General features: G+C 43.0%; 20 protein-coding genes. 10 read left to right on the top strand and 10 right to left on the bottom strand.

Translation table 11 applies throughout. The annotated features are described in order from the left end of the window. Positions 1-5 precede the first annotated feature (5 nt). On the bottom strand, positions 6-1,478 hold the full coding sequence (locus tag FAI40_03900; GenBank protein ID QCE34555.1) for an NAD(P)-dependent oxidoreductase: 1,473 nt from the start codon (positions 1,476-1,478) through the stop codon (positions 6-8). Between the two features lie 123 nt (positions 1,479-1,601). Between FAI40_03900 and FAI40_03895 the strand changes: the two genes are divergently transcribed. Beyond that, a complete protein-coding gene (locus FAI40_03895) occupies positions 1,602-2,579 on the top strand; it encodes a hypothetical protein (protein ID QCE34554.1) in 978 nt (325 codons plus the stop codon). Positions 2,580-2,694: 115 nt separating this feature from the next. Here the strand turns inward: FAI40_03895 and FAI40_03890 are convergent, their stop codons facing one another. From FAI40_03890 to FAI40_03875, 4 genes are all read right to left on the bottom strand, one after another. Beyond that, positions 2,695-4,506, bottom strand: a complete 1,812-nt coding sequence (locus FAI40_03890; protein QCE34553.1) for a hypothetical protein — start codon at positions 4,504-4,506, stop codon at positions 2,695-2,697. A gap of 243 nt (positions 4,507-4,749) precedes the next feature. Further along, positions 4,750-5,355: a hypothetical protein gene (locus FAI40_03885; GenBank protein ID QCE34552.1), complete on the bottom strand. Its 606-nt coding sequence runs from the start codon at positions 5,353-5,355 to the stop codon at positions 4,750-4,752. A gap of 11 nt (positions 5,356-5,366) precedes the next feature. Beyond that, positions 5,367-5,918 carry a hypothetical protein gene (locus FAI40_03880; GenBank protein ID QCE34551.1) on the bottom strand — a complete coding sequence of 184 codons (552 nt, stop codon included), beginning with the start codon at positions 5,916-5,918 and terminating at the stop codon, positions 5,367-5,369. 120 nt (positions 5,919-6,038) lie between these two features. Continuing rightward, entirely contained in the window at positions 6,039-6,575 is a 537-nt protein-coding gene (locus FAI40_03875) for a hypothetical protein (GenBank protein ID QCE34550.1), read from the bottom strand. A 167-nt stretch (positions 6,576-6,742) separates the two neighbouring features. Here FAI40_03875 and FAI40_03870 point away from each other — a divergent pair, with 167 nt between their 5' ends. The 6 genes from FAI40_03870 to FAI40_03845 all read left to right on the top strand — a co-directional run bounded on the left by FAI40_03870 (position 6,743) and on the right by FAI40_03845 (position 13,286). After that, complete coding sequence (locus FAI40_03870; protein ID QCE34549.1) at positions 6,743-7,480, top strand: sel1 repeat family protein; 738 nt, start codon at positions 6,743-6,745, stop codon at positions 7,478-7,480. A gap of 340 nt (positions 7,481-7,820) precedes the next feature. Beyond that, positions 7,821-8,324, top strand: a complete 504-nt coding sequence (locus FAI40_03865) for a sel1 repeat family protein (GenBank protein ID QCE34548.1) — start codon at positions 7,821-7,823, stop codon at positions 8,322-8,324. 561 nt (positions 8,325-8,885) lie between these two features. Then, positions 8,886-9,812, top strand: coding sequence for a DNA cytosine methyltransferase (locus tag FAI40_03860; GenBank protein ID QCE34547.1), 927 nt, complete (start codon positions 8,886-8,888; stop codon positions 9,810-9,812). Then, positions 9,802-10,950, top strand: coding sequence for an NgoFVII family restriction endonuclease (locus FAI40_03855; protein QCE34546.1), 1,149 nt, complete (start codon positions 9,802-9,804; stop codon positions 10,948-10,950). Before FAI40_03860 ends, FAI40_03855 begins: the two co-directional genes overlap by 11 nt. 224 nt (positions 10,951-11,174) lie before the next feature. Beyond that, entirely contained in the window at positions 11,175-11,972 is a 798-nt protein-coding gene (locus FAI40_03850; GenBank protein QCE34545.1) for a sel1 repeat family protein, read from the top strand. Positions 11,973-12,149: 177 nt separating this feature from the next. Continuing rightward, positions 12,150-13,286 (top strand): Fic family protein, encoded by a 1,137-nt coding sequence (locus FAI40_03845; protein ID QCE34544.1) that lies wholly within the window; start codon positions 12,150-12,152, stop codon positions 13,284-13,286. A 141-nt stretch (positions 13,287-13,427) separates the two neighbouring features. Here the strand turns inward: FAI40_03845 and FAI40_03840 are convergent, their stop codons facing one another. Together FAI40_03840 and FAI40_03835 are read right to left on the bottom strand one after the other, a co-directional pair. Next, positions 13,428-14,633, bottom strand: coding sequence for a Na+/H+ antiporter NhaA (locus FAI40_03840; protein ID QCE34543.1), 1,206 nt, complete (start codon positions 14,631-14,633; stop codon positions 13,428-13,430). A gap of 87 nt (positions 14,634-14,720) precedes the next feature. Beyond that, entirely contained in the window at positions 14,721-15,230 is a 510-nt protein-coding gene (locus FAI40_03835; protein QCE34542.1) for a hypothetical protein, read from the bottom strand. A 104-nt stretch (positions 15,231-15,334) separates the two neighbouring features. Here FAI40_03835 and FAI40_03830 point away from each other — a divergent pair, with 104 nt between their 5' ends. The 3 genes from FAI40_03830 to FAI40_03820 all read left to right on the top strand — a co-directional run bounded on the left by FAI40_03830 (position 15,335) and on the right by FAI40_03820 (position 18,301). Then, the gene (locus FAI40_03830) at positions 15,335-15,745 is read left to right on the top strand and encodes a hypothetical protein (protein ID QCE34541.1); all 411 of its coding nucleotides are present in this window, start codon (positions 15,335-15,337) and stop codon (positions 15,743-15,745) included. Between the two features lie 255 nt (positions 15,746-16,000). Continuing rightward, positions 16,001-16,855 carry a hypothetical protein gene (locus FAI40_03825; protein QCE34540.1) on the top strand — a complete coding sequence of 285 codons (855 nt, stop codon included), beginning with the start codon at positions 16,001-16,003 and terminating at the stop codon, positions 16,853-16,855. A gap of 615 nt (positions 16,856-17,470) precedes the next feature. Further along, positions 17,471-18,301 (top strand): hypothetical protein, encoded by an 831-nt coding sequence (locus FAI40_03820; protein ID QCE34539.1) that lies wholly within the window; start codon positions 17,471-17,473, stop codon positions 18,299-18,301. Between the two features lie 97 nt (positions 18,302-18,398). Here FAI40_03820 and FAI40_03815 read toward each other — a convergent pair whose 3' ends face one another. The 3 genes from FAI40_03815 to FAI40_03805 form a co-directional block, all read right to left on the bottom strand. Further along, a complete protein-coding gene (locus FAI40_03815; GenBank protein ID QCE34538.1) occupies positions 18,399-18,812 on the bottom strand; it encodes a hypothetical protein in 414 nt (137 codons plus the stop codon). A 15-nt stretch (positions 18,813-18,827) separates the two neighbouring features. Further along, positions 18,828-19,133 (bottom strand): hypothetical protein, encoded by a 306-nt coding sequence (locus FAI40_03810; GenBank protein QCE34537.1) that lies wholly within the window; start codon positions 19,131-19,133, stop codon positions 18,828-18,830. Between the two features lie 273 nt (positions 19,134-19,406). Then, positions 19,407-20,411 (bottom strand): NAD(P)-dependent alcohol dehydrogenase, encoded by a 1,005-nt coding sequence (locus FAI40_03805; protein ID QCE35738.1) that lies wholly within the window; start codon positions 20,409-20,411, stop codon positions 19,407-19,409. Positions 20,412-20,523 lie beyond the last annotated feature (112 nt).

Here is a 20,523-nt window from a genome sequence, read left to right as displayed (position 1 = left end):
TCTGTTTAGGCATGGGAGTCTTCTCCCTCAAGGACAGTGTTTTGAGGGGAGGCTTTTTCGGGTGTACTTAAATTTTGGAGATAGTGATGGATTTCTTCCGCAGCGTCCCGACCGTCTTTAATCGCCCAGACGGCGAGGGAAGCACCCCGAACAATATCGCCCCCTGCAAAAACCCCATCAAGGCTTGTTTGATGCTGTGTGACCGCAAGCCGCTTATCCTTATGGGTGTGTAATTTGTCGGTCTGCCAGAGCGCAGGGAGGTCTTCTGGTGAGAAGCCAAGGGCGCAAATCACAATGTCCGCAGGCAGGGTGAAAGTCGTTTCGGTTGGCTCAATTTCACGCCGTGATTCTTTTTGATGGGAATTTGTGGCGAAACGCATTTTGCGAAAAACGGCTTCTTTGACGTCGCCTTTTTCATTCGCTTGGAAAGATTCAGGGGCGGCAAGGAATTCAAAACAAACGCCTTCTTCCTCTGCATTGAGGACTTCTTGCGCAGATCCTGGCATATTGTCCCGATCACGGCGATAGAGGCAGGTCACGGATTTCGCCTTTTGACGGATTGCCGATCTCGCACAATCCATAGCGGTATCGCCTCCGCCAATAATGAGGACATTTTTGCCTTCAATCTGGCAGGCATTCTCGGCGTGAGCGTCTTCTTTGGGCGCATGGGCCGCAATGAGATAGTCTAAGGCTGGCAGGATATTTTTAAGTTCAGCGCCTTCGACAGAAAGCGTACGGTTTTTATAGACACCTGTGGCAATGAAAAGCGCATCATGTGTCTGGCGTAACTCTTCGAGTGGTTTTTGGCCTGATTGCGCCCCAATTTCGGTGTTGAAAGAACAGTGAACCCCTTGTGCTTTGAGCAGGTCAAGACGGCGTTTAACAATGGATTTTTCAAGTTTAAATCCCGGAATGCCATACATGAGCAAACCGCCCCCTTGAGGGTGGCGGTCATAGAGAGAGACCTGATAGCCAAAGGCACGGAGCTTTTCGGCACAGGCTAGGCCAGCAGGGCCAGCCCCGATGATGCCAACAGATTGCGAGCGTTCTTGGCTTGGCAGGCGTGGCGCAACCCAGCCTTTTTCAAAAGCGTTTTCGGTGATAAAGCGCTCAATCGCCCCAATCGTGACGGCTTTAAAACCCGGCCTGACAACACAATTCCCTTCGCAAAGCCGGTCTTGGGGGCAGATACGTCCGCAAATTTCAGGAAAACTGTTGGTTTGAGAAGAGACTTGATAGGCTTCCTTGAGGCGGTTAGAGGCGGTGAGATACAGCCAGTCTGGAATATCATTGCCTAAAGGGCAGCCCATCGTGCAAAAAGGCACACCGCATTGGGAACAGCGTGAGGCCTGCACTTCGCCTGCTTTGCGTGAAAAACCTTCGTAAATTTCTTCAAAATCCTGTTTGCGGTGTGCGGCTGGCCGTTTGGGGGGCAGTTCACGGGGCGTATCGGTAAAATGAAGCATTTTATGAGGCATGGGGATTTTAACTTTATCAAAGACAGTGCAAATCAGGTTTTGCTACCATGGCAAAAAACCAAAAAAACGGCAAGATGCCAGCTTTTCCATGAGGGGGTTTGAAAGAGGGCGGAAGGAGAGGGCTTGGCTTTTGAAAGCGCCTTGTTCTATGCTAAAAATCTGCCTGCGCTTTTGCTTTCTTTCCGTTTTGAGGAATGTGAGATTTTCTTGTTTTTATCCAGAAAAAATCTTTGCTGTTTGCTTTTACCGCTTTGCCTGCTTTCGGCCTGTTATGATCCTGTGGAAAATTATAAGCCGACCAGTTTTAAGGCGGAAAATGTCAATGAGGCGCTCAATAGCCGTCTGGTCGAAATTGTCTCCATCATGCCGGCAGAGGCGTTGATTGATAACAGCTATAATCATTATATGGCAGCGGATTGGACAGGGGTCGCTTTTGGCAGTTTGTTTGGCCTGACAGGCATTGTCTTAGGCATGGACGGCATGGCGACTGGCTGGTATTTGGGCAATTCTTTTGGGCAGGTTTTAGGGGGTTTTATGATTCCGCCTGCCCTTTATCCGAAATCTCTGGTTTTGTCTTATAAAGACCCGTTAGAGCCAGAGGTGAAACAGGTCGTTGAAATCGCACGGCCTTGTGAATTTAAAATTGGCACGGCCTATGCGGTTTTGGTGAAAAGCCACGGCCATTTGGAGACACGTCTCCAGCCCAATCATATCCGTGCGTGTGAGGAAAAGATTAAAGCGCTGAAAGCCGATGAAAAAGAGGGCATTGCCTATCAGCTGACGCAAGAGGATATGCTCGATCAAATCCAGATTGATTCAGACCGTTTTGTGCCCCCTGTGGGCGAGGCCGTGATTTTGAGATTGTCTAATCCGAAATATCATTCCCCTTATGAACATTTTAAAGCAGAGAGCAAGTCCGCAAAACCAGCGAAAAAAGTGCAATTCACCGCCAAGCAATTACGAAAATTGCGCCGTCATAAAGTCTTGCAGGAGGAGGAAATGATTCATGACATCACACCGCCTGCGCCCCCTGCCTATAAGCCTGAAAAAGCAGGCCGAGCGCAGTGGGAATATATGAACAGCTTCGGCCAAGGGGTTTGAGGGGGAAGAGGTTAAAAGCTCAAAAACGCCCTTAGTCATCTTGTGAGGGAAGGCTAAGGGTGTTTGAGAGGGGAAGAGAGCGCAAGCGCCCCCTTCTTTCATGGAAAGAGGTGAATTAGCCTCGGATGCTCCAGTGGAAGGCGTCAACGCCTGTGGCGGTGACATCAATCTGGACAATTCCTTCGCCAAAGCCAAAGTTCGTGCCAAGACGTCCTCTTGGGCCGTTAATCATGAGCCAGCCATTATCAATCTGGAAGAAGAGTTTATCATCTTTCCAAAGGGGAAGTCTGGTGAGAACATTGTTCTCTTTGACAAACATGTCTTTGAGATCATCTTCATTGAGAACCATTTGAATGCAGGTGCATTCTGCGGAATCTGTTGACTGAGGCCCATAGCCTGCCGTTGCCGTGACGGTTTCAAAAATCCGGGTGCCCCCTTGCGCATCTGTCAGGGTAATCGTAACGTTTTCGGCCCAGTAATGCGCCCCGATGGCAAATTCAAGACGTTTTTTAGGCTTGTCAAAGGTAAGGCTATGCACCATTGGTGTTTCTGCGCTTTGAGGGGTCCAAGTACCTTCTTTAAAACCTGAAAGTGTCTCTTTAAAGCGTGTATTGGGTTTAAACCGTGCTAGACCCAGCAATCCAGCAACCTCGGTATCCCACCAAGAGCCACCAGAAGTCCCAAACTGAAGCTGTGCGTCATATCCATAGCTCTGATTTTCAACAGCCCAAGAATATCTGCCAGAGGCTAGATGTCCAATATTTGTGCCCAGAGGTGTTCCGCCTGTTCCATCATTTTGCAATCTGTCAGTGATGCACATTGCATATTCCATATTCCCGAAAGCGTATGGCGTGAATTTTGATTTCAGCAACTGATCCATCAATTCAGGGTCGCTGATGGCATCGCCTTTAATACAGGTCCATGCGGAGAAGCCAGAATTTTGGAAATTATCATCACCATTGATAAAGGCGTATGTCCAAAGCGTTTCATCATATTTGTCAATGAGCCTGATAAAAGACGGACATTCGGTTCTGTAAATATTGGAGGCCTCCAATCCCCAGACATCTGGTGTATAGATTTTGGGTTCAGACCATGTTTGCGTGTCTGTTCCCCATGTCACAACGACATAGCCGCCTTGGGCTGGTAAGACCGTATTATCATTGGTTTGGCCGACCACTAATAATTTACCATCGGTTGTCCAGTACATTTTCTGGTCATCAATGGAATAGTTTTTGCCTTCATAGGTGACATGGAAAGGACAATCGGCAATGTAGGAATAGGTGGAGTTAATACGACCAGTGTCTGAAGAATACCATTGGGACTGTTTAAGCTGTATTGGTATATTTTTGCCTTTTCCAAACCAGTTATCCCGATCGATGGTGAAGCCAAGAACAATCGCAGAATGGTCAATATTTTGGAAGTTCTCATCTGGACCAATTCTAAGCCATGTTAAGCCATCAAGAGAGGCTGAAAGCATAGAGGTCAAGCCAGACCATGCACTATTTTTATTATCCTGAATATTTTCAATATAAGCGTCCCAACGGTAGATAACACCATCAATGATGCGCTGTTCTCCTGCATCGGTGATACGTGGCCAATTATAGTTATAAGGTTGGACACAGCCATAACCGACATTTTGCGTAACGGGAGGGGGAGGGCCATAGGGGAAAGTCCCGTCTAAGCCGCCAGAGGTTTTGTAAACGGCTACATTTCCGCAAACAGGAATATATTCGCCTAGAAAGCGGTTATCTTCTAAAATTGTTGGGAGAATTTTCTCAACAATCTCAGGGGTGATCGGGAGTGTCATCAAATCGGTATATTGATTGACATTATAGGGGGAAGTGAGGGCACTGGTAGAGGTTGCAAGAACCTGCTTCAGTGAAACGGTGTTTTTAGTTGTCATGGTTGTCATTTTGTTAAATGTCATCCTCTTTGTGAGCGCTTTGAAAGAAAATCTATCCCTCCCAGAACTTTTTAAAAGAGAGGGGTGTTTATTAGACTTTTTTCAAAGGCTTTTATGTTTAAGTTCTCCTTATTTTTTAAGAGGAAATGCCGGTTTTCGCCAGTGGTGAGCCTGCTTCCCCCTCTTGCCATCAACCCCATAAAGTGCCTTGACGAGAGGAAAAAGGAGTCGGAAAGAGGGAGAAGAAAGATTCTTTAGGAGCGTGTTTTAGGAAAGCGTGACAATCAGACTTGGGAAGAAGAGTTTGACGATAATGAGGGAGAGTAAAACGAAATTGAGGAGGACAAGCAGCAGGATAACAATCTGAAAGCTTTTGATTCCGTCAAACTTCTTATAGGTTTTGAGGTGGAAGAATTGGAGTTTCTGCTCAAATTCATTTTCAAGGCTATTGGCTTGAATCTCAGCGAGAGAGGCTTCAATTGTTCCGAGTTTTTTGAGAGAAATCTGCTGGTTTTTCTCTGCGGTATCGACAAAATCCCGATTGGTTTCCTGCTGTAAGCTCCAGTTATTTTCATTGCGGTTTCTAAATTTAACCAATTCTGCGGTTAAATGCTGTAAGGGCTCTGAAAGGTCTGTTTTTAGCGCTTTTTGGGTCTCTAGCAGGGAGAGCGTGCGCAAGAGAAGGTCTTTGGTCTGATTTTGCTCGTCAGAGAGGCTGGATTTGAGACCTTCCACTTCCCGATGCAAGACGTCTGTTTGCGCCTTGGAGAGTTTTTGAAGCGGCATTTCCATAATGGTGAGGAGAAGCGCTTGAAGTTTTTCTTCCCGCTCTTCAAATGAATCAGCGCCAGAAAAATCAGTTTGCGATTGCATAATATATCCCTTTATTTTTGGAGTTTGGGTTGAGGCGCCTGTTTTTTCTTGGCTTCCATAAGGAGGGCGGCAGAGAACAGGGCGACAAGGCTTTCAGCGACATCTTGAGAGGAAAAAACCATCTTTTCCAAACGGGTGAATTCAGCGGCGTAAATTTGTGCAGGAGAGGCAGGGCGTTCTGGGGCTTGCTGTGTTTTTGCCTGTGCCTCTGGGGGCGCGGTTTCTATTTTTTGTGCGCTTTGGGTGCGTGTGGCTTTGTGCGCCTCGGTGTGTTTTTCCTGCTTTTCTTGGGCAGAGGCGTTTGTGGACTTATCGCTGGAAAAGCTGTTTTTGACTTTGCCCCATGCTTTGTGAAGAGAGGTAAACATGGCCTGTTTTTCACCGCCCGTATTCCAGTTGGCAAGGGAGGCATTGTTCCAGTAGCTCTTAAGTTTTTTAAGGAGGTGATCTACGGGAAGAAGCGCCGCCTCTGCGGATTTGAGGTGAAGCATTTCAGAAAGAGATTTCAGGGTTTCCTCTCTCGAAGCAGGGGATTTTAATTTTTCAGCAATCTTTGAAAACATCTGAGAGACGCTCCGGCAGGCGTTTAAGCGGATGGTTTTCCACTTTAAGAGAAATATTTTAATTATAGTTTAGTGTGGGAATTAGGAAAGCGGAAAATGCGCCTTTCCCCGTTTTTTCTCCTAACCTGTGACCCAACTCGAAACAGAGTGAAACGTTAAATAGAAAAAGAGAAGCATCAATAAGAAAAGCAAGGGCAGAAGCTTGAGCAAATTATCCATGATTGAAATCGGAATCATGGCCAAAGTGGAGGCAAGCCCATGCCAAAAGCCAGATTTTTGGCAATTCCGCACCAGCAGGCCAATGAACATGACGAGGCTTAAAACCAGAAAACCAATCCCATAAGGCAACAGATCGTGCCTTGGCAGATAGGCTGGATCGGGCGCTGTGGGCGCAGGCTGATAGCTTGCAGGCAGATGAGAGATTAGAAAATGCGTGACAGGGTGGGGCTGTCTTGGCGTGATGGTATGGACAAGGCAGAAGGCGGCAATGCCTGCAAAAAAGAGAATAGCAAGGGTAAAGACAATCGCCCTATCCGAAAAAACTCCTTCGGCTTCTTCTTTGGAAGGGGGTTTTTTCGCATCTTTGATGGTAATGGCGAGCCAAGAGCAAATCAAATAGATGAGAAAAACAAGAAGCAGGCCGTTAAAGAGCGTCATGAAAAGAACTTTCCGCCAGATTGCATGAGATGACGGAGACTAGATTATAGAAGAGCTGGCAGAAGAGAAAGTTTTTCACCCTCTATTGATAGTTAAAAAAGGCTAAAAAAAGCCCTGCCTTTGAAACGACCCTTTAAAAAGGGCCTTTCGGGCTTCATATTCTCTTTATGAAATATTTTTTAGAATTGAGTGAAGAAGAGCGTGCGCAAATTGCCAAACATTTCGATTTGGCAAAACAAGTGCTGGCAGGTGAGGATTTAGATGATCAGGCGCTAGATTACAGCGCCCAAGGGGAAATCGCCTTTTTTGTGGGGGAATTTTACAAAAGAGGCCAGTTTACCGAAATTGATGAGGAAAAAGCGGTTTTCTTTTACCAAAAAGGGGCTTCCCTGCGAAATAGAGAGGCGCAAAACCGCCTCGGCGAAGCTTATCGTTTTGGCGAAGGCATTACGCAAAATGATGCGCTGGCGGTGGAATGGTGGTGCAAAGCCTCCTTTCAACGCTGCCGAGAGGCCGCACTTTCGCTCGACAGGTTGGAAAGCCGTACCGAAAATCCGGGTCAGCTAGAGGAAAAAGGCTGGTGGCGCAGGGCTGTTTTTTCAGGCGATGTGGAGGCCAAACTGATCTATGGCAATGCGTGCTTTTTCGGGAGCGAAGCCTATGAAATTCCTAAAAATGAGGAAATGGCCATTGCATGGTGGGAAAAAGCCGCCAATCAAGGCAGCGCAAGGGCCTTATACCGCCTCGGCGATGCTTGGATGCGGGGACGTGGCGTGCCCAAAGATACCGCAAAAGCGCAAGAATTTTACCAGCTTTCCGCTTCGCTGAATGATCCGTTAGGGAAAGATAAATGCGAGGCGTTTGAATGGCAATTCCGTGTCAAAAAACGTGGCGGTGGGGATTAAAAAGCAAAAACGGGTAACGAAAACAGAAGATTGTGTTTTTTAAAACATGGAAAGGATTTTTATCGTTTAAAGGCGGGGTAATCGTTTACTTTTTCACATGAGAAACGTCATAAAAGAGGTGAAAGAACTCAAGCCCATACGCTTAAAATTTAAGGATCGTTTCATTGAATAAGAAACTTCTCACGTTTGTTTTTGCTGTTCCTTTGATGTTCTCATTGCCAGTCTTTGCGTAGTCTGCTGAAGTGCAGAAGGCAGGGAAAATAGAGACAAATAATGTTGAACAGCTGACAAAGTCAGCAGAGAGGGAGGCAATGCAGAAGCTCAAAAAGAGCTTGGCGAAATGTATTTGCTAGGAGAGCGTGTTAAGCAAGATTCTGTGGAGGCCTTAAAGTGGCTGAAGAAGTCGGTTCTATACGGAAATACGGAGGCTTTTAAATGGTTTCAAAAATCTGCGGAACAAGGCAATGCGGAAGCTCAAAAAGAGCTTGGTCTAATGTATAAAGTTGGGCATGGTGTTCGACAGAGCTATGCAGAGGCTGATAATTGGTTTGAAAAATCAGTAGAACAATCTTCTGATAAAGAGAAAGAAAAGACGGCTACCTATGAGATAGCTGTTGAGTATGACTTTGATAAGAATTATGCAGAAGCATTAAAATGGTATCAACAATCGGCAGCACAAGGTAATGCAATGGCTCAATATGTGTTAGGAGAGTTGTATGCAGGTGATGATCGTGGTGTTCATCGGAACTTTGCACAGGCGAAAGAATGGTACGGGAAAGCCTGCGATAACCATTTAGAAAAAGGTTGTGAAGCCTACGCTAGGCTTAATAAATCGGGTTTTTAGTCGAATGAAGATGCCCTTTTTTAGGGCATCCTTCTTTTTATCTGCTCCCGTGAGGATTTAATTTTGAGCCATGATAAAGAAATTCTTTACTTTTTTAAAAAGGAAAAGCTTTTCTAAAATTTGAGATGCGTTAAACCTTTTTTTAAGCGTGACGATGCTCTCTGCACCAGCCTCCAATCTTTTTGCAAAAATCTTAAAATCGCCATTTTTAGCCTAAATGAAATAATAGATATTTTTATAAAATCTCTAAAAATTCAAGGATAGGCAGCTATGCAGATGTTATTTGTTAGTTAGAATAGTAAAAATGAATTTAAGAGGTTGACAGAGAATTAAGCATGAAAAATCATCTCATTAAGACAAGACAAGACAAGACAAGACAAGACAAGACAAGACAAGACAAGACAAGACAAGACAAGACAAGACAAGACAAGACAAGACAAGACAAGACAAGACAAGACAAGACAAGACAAGACAAGACAAGACAAGACAAGACAAGACAAGACAAGACAAGACAAGGGGCTTTTAGAAACTTATTCTCGTGATTTTCAACCTTTAAAATTTATTGATTTATTTGCAGGGATTGGCGGTTTACGTTTAGGATTTCAGTTTGCCTTTCCAGAGGCTAAATGTGTTTTTTCTTCTGAGTGGGATAAAAATGCACAAATCACTTATGAAGTTAATTTTGAAGAAAAACCTCATGGAGACATAACGAAGATTAAAGCAGAGGATATTCCTCAGCATGATGTGCTTTTGGCAGGTTTCCCTTGTCAGGCATTTTCTGTCGCAGGTTATCGAAAAGGGTTTGAAGACGAGAAAGGAAGAGGGAATCTTTTCTTTGAAATCGTTAGGATTCTTGAACATCATGCGCCAAAAGTCATTTTCCTTGAGAATGTTAAAAATCTAAAAACCCATGATAACGGGAATACCATTAAGGTCATTTACCGTGAGCTAAAGAGACTTGGCTATTTTGTGAAAGATAGTGTCTTGAATGCGATGGAAGTGGGCAATCTTCCACAAAATAGAGAACGTATTTTTATTATAGGTTTTTTAGAGGAAAAAATATGCGATGCTTTTCAATTTCCAAAAAAACAGCCCTTAACGCAGTCAATCCATGCTTGTTTGGTAAGCGGTAAGGTAGATGAGAAATATTTTTATAATAAAAATGCTCTCTATAGCACTTTACAGGAAAGCATTGTCAGTAGAGATACGCTTTATCAGTGGCGTAGAAAATACGTCAGAGAGAATAAAAATAATGTATGTCCAACTTTAACGGCTAATATGGGTATGGGCGGACATAATGTTCCGCTGATTTTAGCCAAAAAAGGGATTAGAAAATTAACGCCGAGAGAATGTGCAAATTTTCAAGGTTTTCCTAAAAGTTATATTCTTCCTCCGCTGGCAGATTCACATCTATATAAGCAGTTCGGAAATTCAGTTGCTGTTCCTGTAATTGAAGCCATAGCAAAGCAGATTAAAGATGTTCTTTGATAAGCAAAGCCTCAGCGAGAAAAAAAACTATGAAGTTTTTTTAAGATTGATAGGTTCGCTTTCTAATCTTTTTTCTGATTCTTCTATTCCTGCACTTTATTATCGGGCGGCTGAAAATATCTTTTGCAGGGCATTTAGTGCAGAAAACCTCTCTCGTGGTGATATCGCTGTTGATGCTAAGAAGCTTAAACTTGGTATTGGACTAAAAACTTTCTTAGAGAAAAATAGTAAATCTTTTGAAAAAGTCGCTGAATTTAATGCGGCTCGAAGACTTTATACAGGATTACCGCCAGAAGAACTTATCCGCAAAGTTGCAGAATTGCGAAATGATCGTATTCAATTAGCCATAGATGCTGAAGGATTGGATGGGGCGATTTATCATTGCGTTCTTAGATCAGAGAAAAAGTTTAAGATATTTGAAGAAAATATGGATTTGATTGATTTAAACACGATCAACCATATTGTTCCTACAAGTGGTAGTATCAAGTTCAGAGATAAAAGCCATGAATATACTTTTAATCGTTCTAAAAGTACGCTTCTGAAAAGGTTTAAGACTCAAAAAGTTCTTTATGAGTTTGATGTTGAGATTTTAGACGATCCTTTAAAGGATTTGATGTCTCTTTTGGCTCAAAGCACACCTCAGAATAATTTTAGCAGAATTATAGATACAGTTTATTTGCCTTTATATGGCGATGGACGAAAACAGCAGAAAGGACAAAAAGTTGTTTTTGAGAAAAGTGGTTTAAATCAATGGAATGCGAGAGGCAGGACGAGAGATGCGAATGAATGTTATATTCCTGTCCCACAAGAAGTTCACGATTTTAAGCCAGATTTTTTCCCACCAAAAACGACTCATTTTAAATTGAAATTGCCAAATGGCGTTACGTTGAAAGTAAAGTTATGCCAAGGCAGTAAACAGGGCAAAGCGCTAATGTCTGATCCTAATCAAGATTTAGGAAAATGGTTACTCCGAGATGTTTTAAAAGTGCAAGAAGGAGAACTCGTCAATTATCAAATGTTAGAATGTTTAGATATAGACTGCGTTCGAATAGATAAAATTGATGAAAGCCATTTTGAGATGAATTTCTCTAAAGTAGGTCGGTATGAGGAATTTATAGAAAGTTTAGAGTGTATGTAAACCATGGGGTACATATTTCGTTAAAGATTTTGAATTGAAGCGTAGAGATGGTCGTTTAGAGTGTTGTAAATTTAAAACGCAGGACACATGTAAAAATACAACAAAACAAGAGATTGTTCTAAAACCTTTCCTTGGGGATTAAAAACCGTTTGGGAAAGGACTAAAAGCGAAGAGGAAGAGTCGCTTAGGGTTTCTTTTTTCCGAGATAGGTTTATGAATAGTCTATGAACAACTCTCATTCTTTGCATCATCCCCATCCTTTAAAGGAAAAGCTGAAGAAAGATTGGCGCTTCCATCTTTACTTTGCAGGGTTTCTTTTGATGGTTGGTTTTATGGCTTCTGCGGGCATTGTTTCCAGTATGCGGGGACAGCATGCGGCAAAGCCAGAGAGTATTGAGTCGGCTGCGGTTGCACCGCCTGTTCAAGACACAGATGACGATCCAGAAGAGACGCAGGCTGAGGCAGAACTTCCCGAAAATCTAAAAATTATGGCAAAGACCTATCGGGCGGCAGCCAAAAAAGGCGATGTGATTGCCCAATATGAGCTGGGAAAGCTGTATTTCCAAGGCAAAGGTGTTCATCAGAATGTCCGCATGTCGGCCACCTGGTGGAAAAAGGCAGCGGATAAAAACTACCTGCCTGCGGTTATTGCTCTTGGGAAACTCTATGCGCATGACCATAAGGATGTGTTGGAGGAGGACAATCTGCCAGGGCCAAAGGTAGGTATGAAATCCAACTCCAAAATGGCGTTTAAATTCTACCAAAATGCAGCGGATTTGGGTGATGCTGAAGGGGAAAATCTTGTCGCTGTGGCTTTTTCTGAAGGCAGAGGCACTCGGAAAGATATGAAAGAAGCGGTGAAATATTGGAAAAAAGCCGCTGAAAAAGGCCAAAAAGACGCAATGAAAAGTCTTATCAAAGCCTATCAATCTGGCAAAGGCATCAAAAAAGATTCTGAAAAAGCCGCTTATTGGCAGAAAAAGCTCGATCATGGTGATAAAGGCCAAAAAGACGACGACTGAAGAGGGGTAGCAAAGAGGGCTAGGTGTTTTTTAAGCCTTCTTTAAGTCGCCTACTGAGTGCAAAACCTCTTTTTGTCTTCCACAAAAGCCGAAATATGGTTTACAACAGAGTTTGTCTTCCACGCATGAAAGACAAACTCGCTTGCTTTCCACAAATCGCAAAATCTGGTTTACAAAATGGTTTTAAGTTCTTTTGATACCTCAGACGCTGTTTCCTATCATTATGATGGTTTTCCACCGCCTTCGTTAAAGCTGGAATTGTTTTATCAATCGCTTCTTGAGGCGACAGAGGCCGTTGCCCGTTATGATCAGGCTTTAAAAAATCTTCCGAATAGTGAAATTTTGCTTGCACCGTTGCGTAGTCAAGAGGCCGTTGTCTCTTCGAGAATTGAGGGAACAATTGCGACACTGGAAGAGCTGGTTCGTTATGAGGCGGAGCAGGAAGATGAGGATCAGCCAGATTTATCTCATGCGCGCAATGATGTTTTAGAAGTGGCACTTTACGCCCAGTCTTTGCGTAGAGCGCAGGAAAAACTTAGGGAGAATGTACCTCTTTCACCTTATACTGTTCGAGAAATTCATGCCAATCTTTTACGTTTCGGCAGGGGGCACGAAAAAACACCTGGCCAATTTAAGACAGAACAAAATTATATTGGGGAGCGACTAGGGCGTAAAATTTCTTTTATTCCCATTTCACCGGAACAATTACCGCCTGCAATGGATCGTTTGTTTGATTATCTTAACCAACCTGACCTTTTAGCATTGGTTAAAATTACGGTGGCGCATTTGGAGTTTGAAGCGCTCCACCCGTTTAAGGATGGCAATGGCAGGGTTGGACGGATGTTAATCCCGCTTCTTTTATGGAAAGAGAAAATCATTACGCAACCTCATTTTTATATTTCGGCTTATTTTGAGCAACATAAAGAGGAATATTTAGAAAGAATGCGGGCGGTCTCACGTGAGGGGGCGTGGGAGAAATGGCTCTCTTTTTTCCTCAATGGAATGGCGGTTCAGGCACGACATAATTTGAAAAAGGCCGAAGAAATGGCAGCGCTTTACGAAAGTTATAAGCTGAAATTTCGGCAGGTGCTAAATTCTGCACAAGGGACAGAAATGCTCGATTTTCTTTTTACCCGTCCAATTTTTCAAGGAAAGCAGGCTGCTGGTAAATTTGGAATTTCCACGTCTAATCGGTTTCGTACAAAATTGCTGGAGGCAGGGATTCTTTCTGAAATTAAGCCCCCTGCTGGCAGACGTTCTGGCATTTATCGTTTTGATGCGCTGCTTGCCTTGGCATCTTCAGAGAAGTTGTAAACCACAAAAGCTGAAATGTGGTTTACAACAGAGTTTGTCTTCCACGTATGAAAGACAAAGTTGCTTGCTTTCCACAAATCGCAAAATCTGGTTTATAAACTTTTTTCCCTTCTCTTGTCTTTGAGCTTTTAGAGGGACGGTTCAGTGTTTGCCGTGCTTGGCAATGGGGATATATTTGGCGGCTTTGCGCTTTTCAACCCATTTATCAGAACGTTTGAGAAAATAGAGCGTTAGGGCTGTGGCAATGATAGATGCAACAGCAATACCTGTTTGTGCCTGCATTTGGTAGAGTTTTTCGCCGTAAGCCAGCTGGGTCAAAAGCAAAGAGACCGTAAAGCCAATCGCACAGCTCATCACAGCCCCAATCAGCCAATGGCAGTAGCCGTCTTTCCACGGGGTTTTAAGGCCTGCTTTTTCACAAATAAAAATACCGCCAAAAATCCCAAGCGGTTTACCAATCAGAAAGCCCAAAAGCGGCCCTAAAAAGGCAGAAGTCTCAAAAAAAGCAGGGGTAATTACCCGCACATCAATGCTGGTATTGCACACCGCAAAAAGCGGTAAAATTAGCCACGCCACGGGATTGGAAAAGGTCCGCATCATCGTATGGCCAGAACGGTGGGGCATAGTGAGCCCGACAATCAATCCTGCCATAGAGGCTGGCGTTCCTGCCTTACATAAGGCAATCCAGAGCATTAGGGTAATCGGCATCATAATGCCGAGAATATGGCGTTTAATGGCTGGTTTTTGCCTGGCATAATGGCCAATCAAATACATGGCAAAGGCGAGAAGCCCTGCACCGCCCAGCCAAAGGAAATTCGGTGTGCTGCCGTAAAAACAGATGAGGATTGTCACCGCAAAAAGATCGTCAAAGACCAGCACCGCACGGACAAAGCTTTTCACGCTGGTCGGGATATAATTGATCATTGCCAAAAGCGGCAGGGTGAGAACAGGCGCACTGGCAACAGGAATGGCCCAGCCATGCAGGCCAGAGTCAGCGTTAGGCGCAAAGAAAACGCAGAGAACCGTAATCAAGGCAGGCAGGAGAAGTGCGCCAATGGCGGCTGTGAGGGGATAGAGGGCTTTGCGCCAGTCTCGGAGAGGCCCGACCTCGAAATCCGCACGTAATTCCACCCCTAAAACAGCGAAAAAGAAGGCTAAGAGCCCTTCATTGAGCCAAGACCTGACCGTGAGAGGAAAAAAGGAGACGGGCTGATAGGTTAAAAAATGGGAAAAATCCTGACTCCAGGGGGAGGAGGCCAGAATAATGCCTAAAAGCACCGCAAATCCGAGGATCATTTCTTCGGTAACGGCTAAACGCTTAATTTGTGTTAAAGGATAGAAAAGCAAGCGTGAATCCTTTCAAAAAAGAGCAAATTAAGCGGTACTCAGAAACTCTTGGGGTCGTGAACCTTTCAACATGAATGAAAGATGAAACTAGGCGATTTTGAGGCCTTTTGCCAAGTCTTTCGTTAAATTCTCTCGAAAATTTATGATTTCGGCTTCTGGTGAGACCGGAAGGTGCAAAGAGTCATTCCGTTCAAAAAGGGCTTCTTTTTCGGGAAAGGCAGGGTAAAACACTTCATTGCCTGCTTTGCGGAAAAGCGTTTCTGTGCCCCTCATCAAAATTTCCTCAAAAACCATTTCATTAGGTAGGAAAAGATTAAGGTAATAATCATAAAGCTCATTACTTAGAGATACTTTAATCTTGACTGTCATAAATTCGGATTGTGATTCATCACAACAGGCACAATCTTCCTTTTTATCTTCATGGCAGGATGTTTCAGAACAGGTGCGGAAAAGTGCATGGATTTCTTTCTCACTCGAGGCGATTTTGTGCAAAATTCTTAATGTTTTTTCGGCAGATTTTAGAGGGGTTTTTTGAAAGTCAAAACAGACTTCCCCCATGCCTTCAATCCCCCAAACATCCAATGAAACCAGCGCCATTTTTGCCCCTCTTTGGTTAAAATCTCTTTCAAAATAAAGGGAAAGAGCGTTTTAATAAATGACCTAAATTAAAAACTAAAATCATTTAAAGGATAAGATGCAAAATGAAGCCAGAAAATGAGAAGAAAGAAAATCAGGGAAATCTAGAGATTATTACAGCAAGATTGCAGGATTTTTTGACAGATGAAGAATCCAAAAATTTGGCGCTCACAGGTGATTGGGGAACGGGGAAAAGTCAAGCATGGAAAAGGGCTGTTTATCATGTGCGAGAGGCCTCAAGTGTGAGCCCAGAAAAAGATGGTAGGGCGTGGGCAAGAGAACGTTATAGCTATGTTTCCGCAGCAGATTGTGAATCGATAGAAGATTTAAAAGGAAAAATTCTAGCTTCCACGAAAGAGAGCAAATTAGCAGGGAAATTAGATACAGTTAAGAGCTTTGCAGAAGCGATAGGTTCTTTTGTTGAAGGTGGAACAGAGCAAAAAGGAGGCGTATTTGCAACGATACTTGGTATGTGAGGAAAAGGTTTACGTTTGCTGTCTCAGTTTGCTTTAGAAAATGCAATTATTTGTATTGATGATGTTGAACGTGCCAAAAATCTTGATCCTTAAGATATTCTGCATTTTGCGGCAGACTTACGAGATAATAAAAATTGTAAAGTGGTTCTGATTTTAAATGAGGATCATTTCTGTAATGAAACAGGTGGTGAAGATGAGGAAAAAGCGAAAGCTTGGAGACAATCTTTAGAAAAAGGGACGGATGCGCATCTTGTTTTGGAATTAAATCCAGAAGAGGCCGTTTCTTTAGCCTTTACAGATAAGGAAGGAAAGCCACTCGAAAGCAATCCACTTATTGAAGCCTTACGCCCTGTGGTTATTAGTGATCGTATCAATAATGTTCGGATTATTCGGCACATTCATACAGCTCTAAAACGTTGGAATAATGATAAATTATTAAGCAACGTGGCTAAGGAAAAAAATATTTTAGAAACGGATTTATGGCGAGAGGTTATTTTGCCGACAGTCGCTTTTTCAAAAATTTTTTATCATTTTCAAAAAGAGATAGGTAGTGAGGAAGCAGATAAAGAAGAAACCAATCAATATGTGATGTGTTGTTTTTTAAATGTTAAAAGAGGGTATCTTTTAGGATCTATTTTAGAGAGACAAGCTCTTCGCTATTTTGCAAATTATTTGAGTGTAAAAGCAATTGCTGAGAGAATTTCTGAAATTCGTTCAATTTTCAAAACAAAATTTAAACCACAAGACGATCTTAAAAAAATCTTCGCTGGTTTGTTGGAAAATAAAAAACTTGCATCTATCGGCATAAAAGATGCTCATTTTGTTTTATATATTGCGGGCCGTTTAAAGATGGAGGAATGGCAAGAAGAATTTAGAGAACTTTATCTTAAGGAAAAGAGGCAAAGTGGCAAAAATGTTTCTAGAAAGGATTTTAAGTTGGCTGGAAAGAATTTAAAGCTGGACGTTCCTTTGGATGAAAAATTAGAAACAGAACTTGCTAAACTTCCTATGTCTTCCACATCAAGTAAATTTGATTCAGAGATTACAGAAATATCTAAAATTTTTAGAAATTTATTGAATCAAAATGATATTGTTTCAGTAGACTTTTAAACAGACTTTTTCGATGTCTTAGTTCCCCTCAAGACTTCATAAAATCAGCGCTATTTTTGCTTAAAATCTCTTTCAAAAGAAAAGGAAAGAGCGTTTTAATAAACACCTAATCTAAAAACTAAAATAGTTTAAAGGATAAGGCACAAAATGACTAAGGAAGACCCAGAGAAAAGAAGTAAAACCCCTTGTCGGGATAGCTTTTTGAAGGTGTTAGAGGATTTCCTGACAAGCAAAAAGTCGCCACAAGTTTTTATTGTCGAAGGGAAAAGAGGGGCTGGAAAAAATACAGCCTGTGAGCAGGTCATTTCTAAATTTCAGAAAAGAGTAGCTTTTTGGCAGAAACCCGTATTGGTTGTATTTTGGTTTTTTGTCGCAGGGTTTTCTTTTATTCTTTTTGGTCCTGACTTTGTTTCTCATTTTTTTATAATGAGTAATTTAGAGTCTTGTTGTTTAGATATATTTTTCTGCATCATATTTTTTATCGATTGTGTACTTTTGCTTCTTTTTTCCATTTTCTTAAAGAAAAGAGATAAGGAACTACCCTTTTTTAAATATTCCTCAGTTTCTTTACATACTTCGGTGGATATAGAGAATTTAGAAAAGAAAATTTCTGATGTGGCGGTAAATGTTTGGAATGCTGGAAAAAAAATAACGCCTATTGGAAAATTGTGGATCAATATAACCCTCCCTACTTTGTGGACGGCTTGCATTTTATTACCAATTTATGTGCTTGTTAGATTTTTCTCTATATTTCCTTTCTTGAAAGATTTTCTTAAAATATTTTCGATCCCATCTGTTATTTTTGCATCTGTTTTCGATTGTTTTCGTGCTTCTTCTATTAAAAACACGCTTATTCATATTCATCATGCAGAGCTTTTAAAGGGTTTAGACGTAGGGGTTTTTGTTGATTTTATAAAACGACTAACACAAGAAAATTGTAAGGTTCTTTTAAGCTTTGAAGACACAGCTGATAAAGATGTAAAAGCCTTTCTGTCTGCCTTAAAAATAGCATTTGGTTCGCCTTATGTTTTTCAGTTACCCTCCAAAGAAGTGGCTTATTTAGCGTTTGAAAAAGAAGATAAGGCAGCTTACGGAGCGTTGTTTGAAGTTTTAGAAGATACACTTGTTGAAAAACATATTGAGCTTTTCACGATTGCCAAGCGGAGTTGTGAGGCCTTAAAGCGTTGGCACGAGCTTGTGGTTGCCGTTGCGTGGGAGGAAACAGTTTCGGAGAAAGCGTTATGGGAGAAATTGACGCCTCTAACGATTGACGGTTTAATCTCTCTCAAGGAACACCAAGAATTTAAAATGACAGCAAATGAAGAGGATCGGCCGCTTGAGCAATGCTGTTGTGCGAACATTGATGATCAAGCCTATCTTTTAAATTTCCCAGATGGAAAAAAGGCGCTTCGGGCAGCAGTTATCCGTTTAAAAAAAGACAAATAAACAAGTTTAAAATCAGGATTTTGGGCTGGGTAAAAGAAAATTCTCTAAAGGCCGTTTGAGACGGCCTTATAAAGATATGCTTTCCTAGTCTTCCCTTTTATTTCTTATTTTCGTTGGCTTTGATATTAGTGTTTTTGAGGAAGATCCAAGCGGCGACAATCGCATCGCCGAATTGCTTATCGGGTTCTTTTTTGCAGATGATGGCGGCGGATTCGAGCATATGGTCAGGCGTTAAGAGGTCACCTGCGCATTTTTCTTTGGGCTCTGTTTTTCGGCAGGACTTTTCAATCATATCGCTCATGCCGATGCTATAAGCGTTCGTGGTATAGAGCTTATTGTTGTCCTCTGAATCTTCTTTGTTGTTTGCGGCTTTTGCTGCAAAATCAAGAAAATCAGCACATTTGGTTGCCCCTGTTGCGGTGTAAACGCCCTGACCATTCGTTAGTTGGGCAAAAGAAGGCGAGGCCATGAAAAGAAGCGCAGAAAGCGGCAAAAGAAATCGTTTTTTCATAAAATCAGGCAATCCTTATTTCTTTTTGGCTTTTTTGGCAACATTGTCGATATTGGTCTTTTGCAGAAATTCCCAAGCTAAATTGGCTTGATCTCCAAAGACTTTGTCGGGGTAGGTTTTACAGGCCAGAAGCACAACGGCCAGAAAATTATTCGGCGTCAGCTCATCGCCTGCGCATTCTTCTTTCGGTTTTGTTGAACGGCAGGCGCTTTCTCTCACATCCGCAATCCCGAGCCCATAGGCTTGGAAAAAATGAAGTTTGAAGGCGCTTTCAGGCGCACTTTTCAGATGTTTTTCCACGGCGGCAACACCGTTATTCACATCGCTGCATTTCGCTGCGCCAATGGTCGACTAAAGGCCGTTAGATTCGGCAGAGCCTGTTTGCGGAAACGCCATAACAAACAGGGCGGAAAGTGGCAAAAGCCATAATTTTTTCATAAAAACCCTAACAAAGCGGGGAAGATTTTCTTTACCTTAGGTGCTTTGAGAAGAAGCTTAAAGGATTTTTAGCCTTCTCTCTTAGAAATAAAAGAAAACCCTGTTTACGCAGGGCTTTCTTTCCTTTTCTTGCGATTTTCTCTGAAATAAGAGGGCTTATTTCGGGGTGACGGCAACCTTGATAGAGGTCGGGTCTTGCGCCTTGTCTAAGGCCTCTTTGGTTTGATCTAAATTAAAATGCGAGGTGACGATTTTGGATAAATCAATCCGCTTGCTTTTAATCATATCAATCGCCATCGGCCACGTTCTGGCATAGCGGAAAACCCCCGTTAAAATCAGCTCCCGATCCTGAATGACAGGGAGGGGGAGGGGCACTTCGTCCGCCCCCATACCGACCAGCACAATCGCACCGGCACGGCGGACGGCTTTAATCCCTGAACGGATTGCCATCACAGCGCCAGAACATTCGATAAAGGCATCGACCTCCAGCCCGTCCAGCTTTTCTTTGGCTGGGTCAATGACACTGGTGGCTGCGCCGAGCTTCATAATCTGCGCACGGCGTTCTGGCTGGGGATCAGAGACGATAATTTCCGAAGCGCCAAAGCCCTTGGCTGCAAAGGCGGTTAAAATCCCAATCGGGCCAGCCCCTGTAATCAATACACGAGAGCCAAGCGTGACACCGCCTTTTTCACAGGCCCAAATCCCCACAGAAAGCGGTTCAATCAGCGCTCCCTCATCAAAGGAGATTTCATCAGGCAATTTATAGGCAAAAGGCGATTGAATCAGCACATAATCGCAAAACGCCCCATCGATTGGCGGTGTGGCGTAAAATTCCATTTCGGGACAGAGATTATAACGGCCGGCACTGCATTGATCGCACACACGGCAGGGACGCTGCGGCTCAATCGCAACCCTTTCCCCGATACGGGATTTGGGGATTTTCGACCCGACATCGACAATGACGCCAGAGACTTCATGGCCGAGAATGAGGGGCTTATCGACAATATAATCGCCAATCCGCCCATGTTTGTAATAATGCACGTCCGAGGCGCAGACGGTGACAGAGGCGACCTTAATCAGCACCTGATCAGGGTCTGGCTTGGGAACGGGGCGCTCCTCAAGCTTAATCACATCTTTTTCCACCAAAACGGCGGCACGCATTTTTTCAGGAATTTTACTTAACCCTTGGGACATCTAAATTTCTCCTTAAAAGGGAAGAGATTTCAACGAGGCGGGGTAGAGTCTAGCACTCTATGGAAGAAGCCTATGCCTC

The sequence above is a fragment of the Acetobacteraceae bacterium genome (assembly GCA_004843345.1).
Lineage (GTDB): Bacteria > Pseudomonadota > Alphaproteobacteria > Acetobacterales > Acetobacteraceae.
The sequence above is the reverse complement of the archived record's forward strand: the minus strand, read 5'-3'. Positions and strand labels throughout refer to the sequence as shown.

What these genes read in the sequence shown, in the direction of transcription:
- FAI40_03830 (QCE34541.1), top strand. Translation starts at nt 15,335, where the DNA reads ATGAAGCCAGAAAATGAGAAGAAAGAAAATCAGGGAAATCTAGAGATT.
- FAI40_03805 (QCE35738.1), bottom strand. Translation starts at nt 20,411, where the DNA reads ATGCGTGCCGCCGTTTTGGTGGAAAAAGATGTGATTAAGCTTGAGGAG.
- FAI40_03890 (QCE34553.1), bottom strand. Translation starts at nt 4,506, where the DNA reads ATGACATTTAACAAAATGACAACCATGACAACTAAAAACACCGTTTCA.
- FAI40_03850 (QCE34545.1), top strand. Translation starts at nt 11,175, where the DNA reads ATGAACAACTCTCATTCTTTGCATCATCCCCATCCTTTAAAGGAAAAG.
- FAI40_03855 (QCE34546.1), top strand. Translation starts at nt 9,802, where the DNA reads ATGTTCTTTGATAAGCAAAGCCTCAGCGAGAAAAAAAACTATGAAGTT.
- FAI40_03865 (QCE34548.1), top strand. Translation starts at nt 7,821, where the DNA reads ATGTATTTGCTAGGAGAGCGTGTTAAGCAAGATTCTGTGGAGGCCTTA.
- FAI40_03845 (QCE34544.1), top strand. Translation starts at nt 12,150, where the DNA reads ATGGTTTTAAGTTCTTTTGATACCTCAGACGCTGTTTCCTATCATTAT.
- FAI40_03885 (QCE34552.1), bottom strand. Translation starts at nt 5,355, where the DNA reads ATGCAATCGCAAACTGATTTTTCTGGCGCTGATTCATTTGAAGAGCGG.
- FAI40_03875 (QCE34550.1), bottom strand. Translation starts at nt 6,575, where the DNA reads ATGACGCTCTTTAACGGCCTGCTTCTTGTTTTTCTCATCTATTTGATT.
- FAI40_03880 (QCE34551.1), bottom strand. Translation starts at nt 5,918, where the DNA reads ATGTTTTCAAAGATTGCTGAAAAATTAAAATCCCCTGCTTCGAGAGAG.
- FAI40_03870 (QCE34549.1), top strand. Translation starts at nt 6,743, where the DNA reads ATGAAATATTTTTTAGAATTGAGTGAAGAAGAGCGTGCGCAAATTGCC.
- FAI40_03815 (QCE34538.1), bottom strand. Translation starts at nt 18,812, where the DNA reads ATGAAAAAACGATTTCTTTTGCCGCTTTCTGCGCTTCTTTTCATGGCC.
- FAI40_03835 (QCE34542.1), bottom strand. Translation starts at nt 15,230, where the DNA reads ATGGCGCTGGTTTCATTGGATGTTTGGGGGATTGAAGGCATGGGGGAA.
- FAI40_03900 (QCE34555.1), bottom strand. Translation starts at nt 1,478, where the DNA reads ATGCCTCATAAAATGCTTCATTTTACCGATACGCCCCGTGAACTGCCC.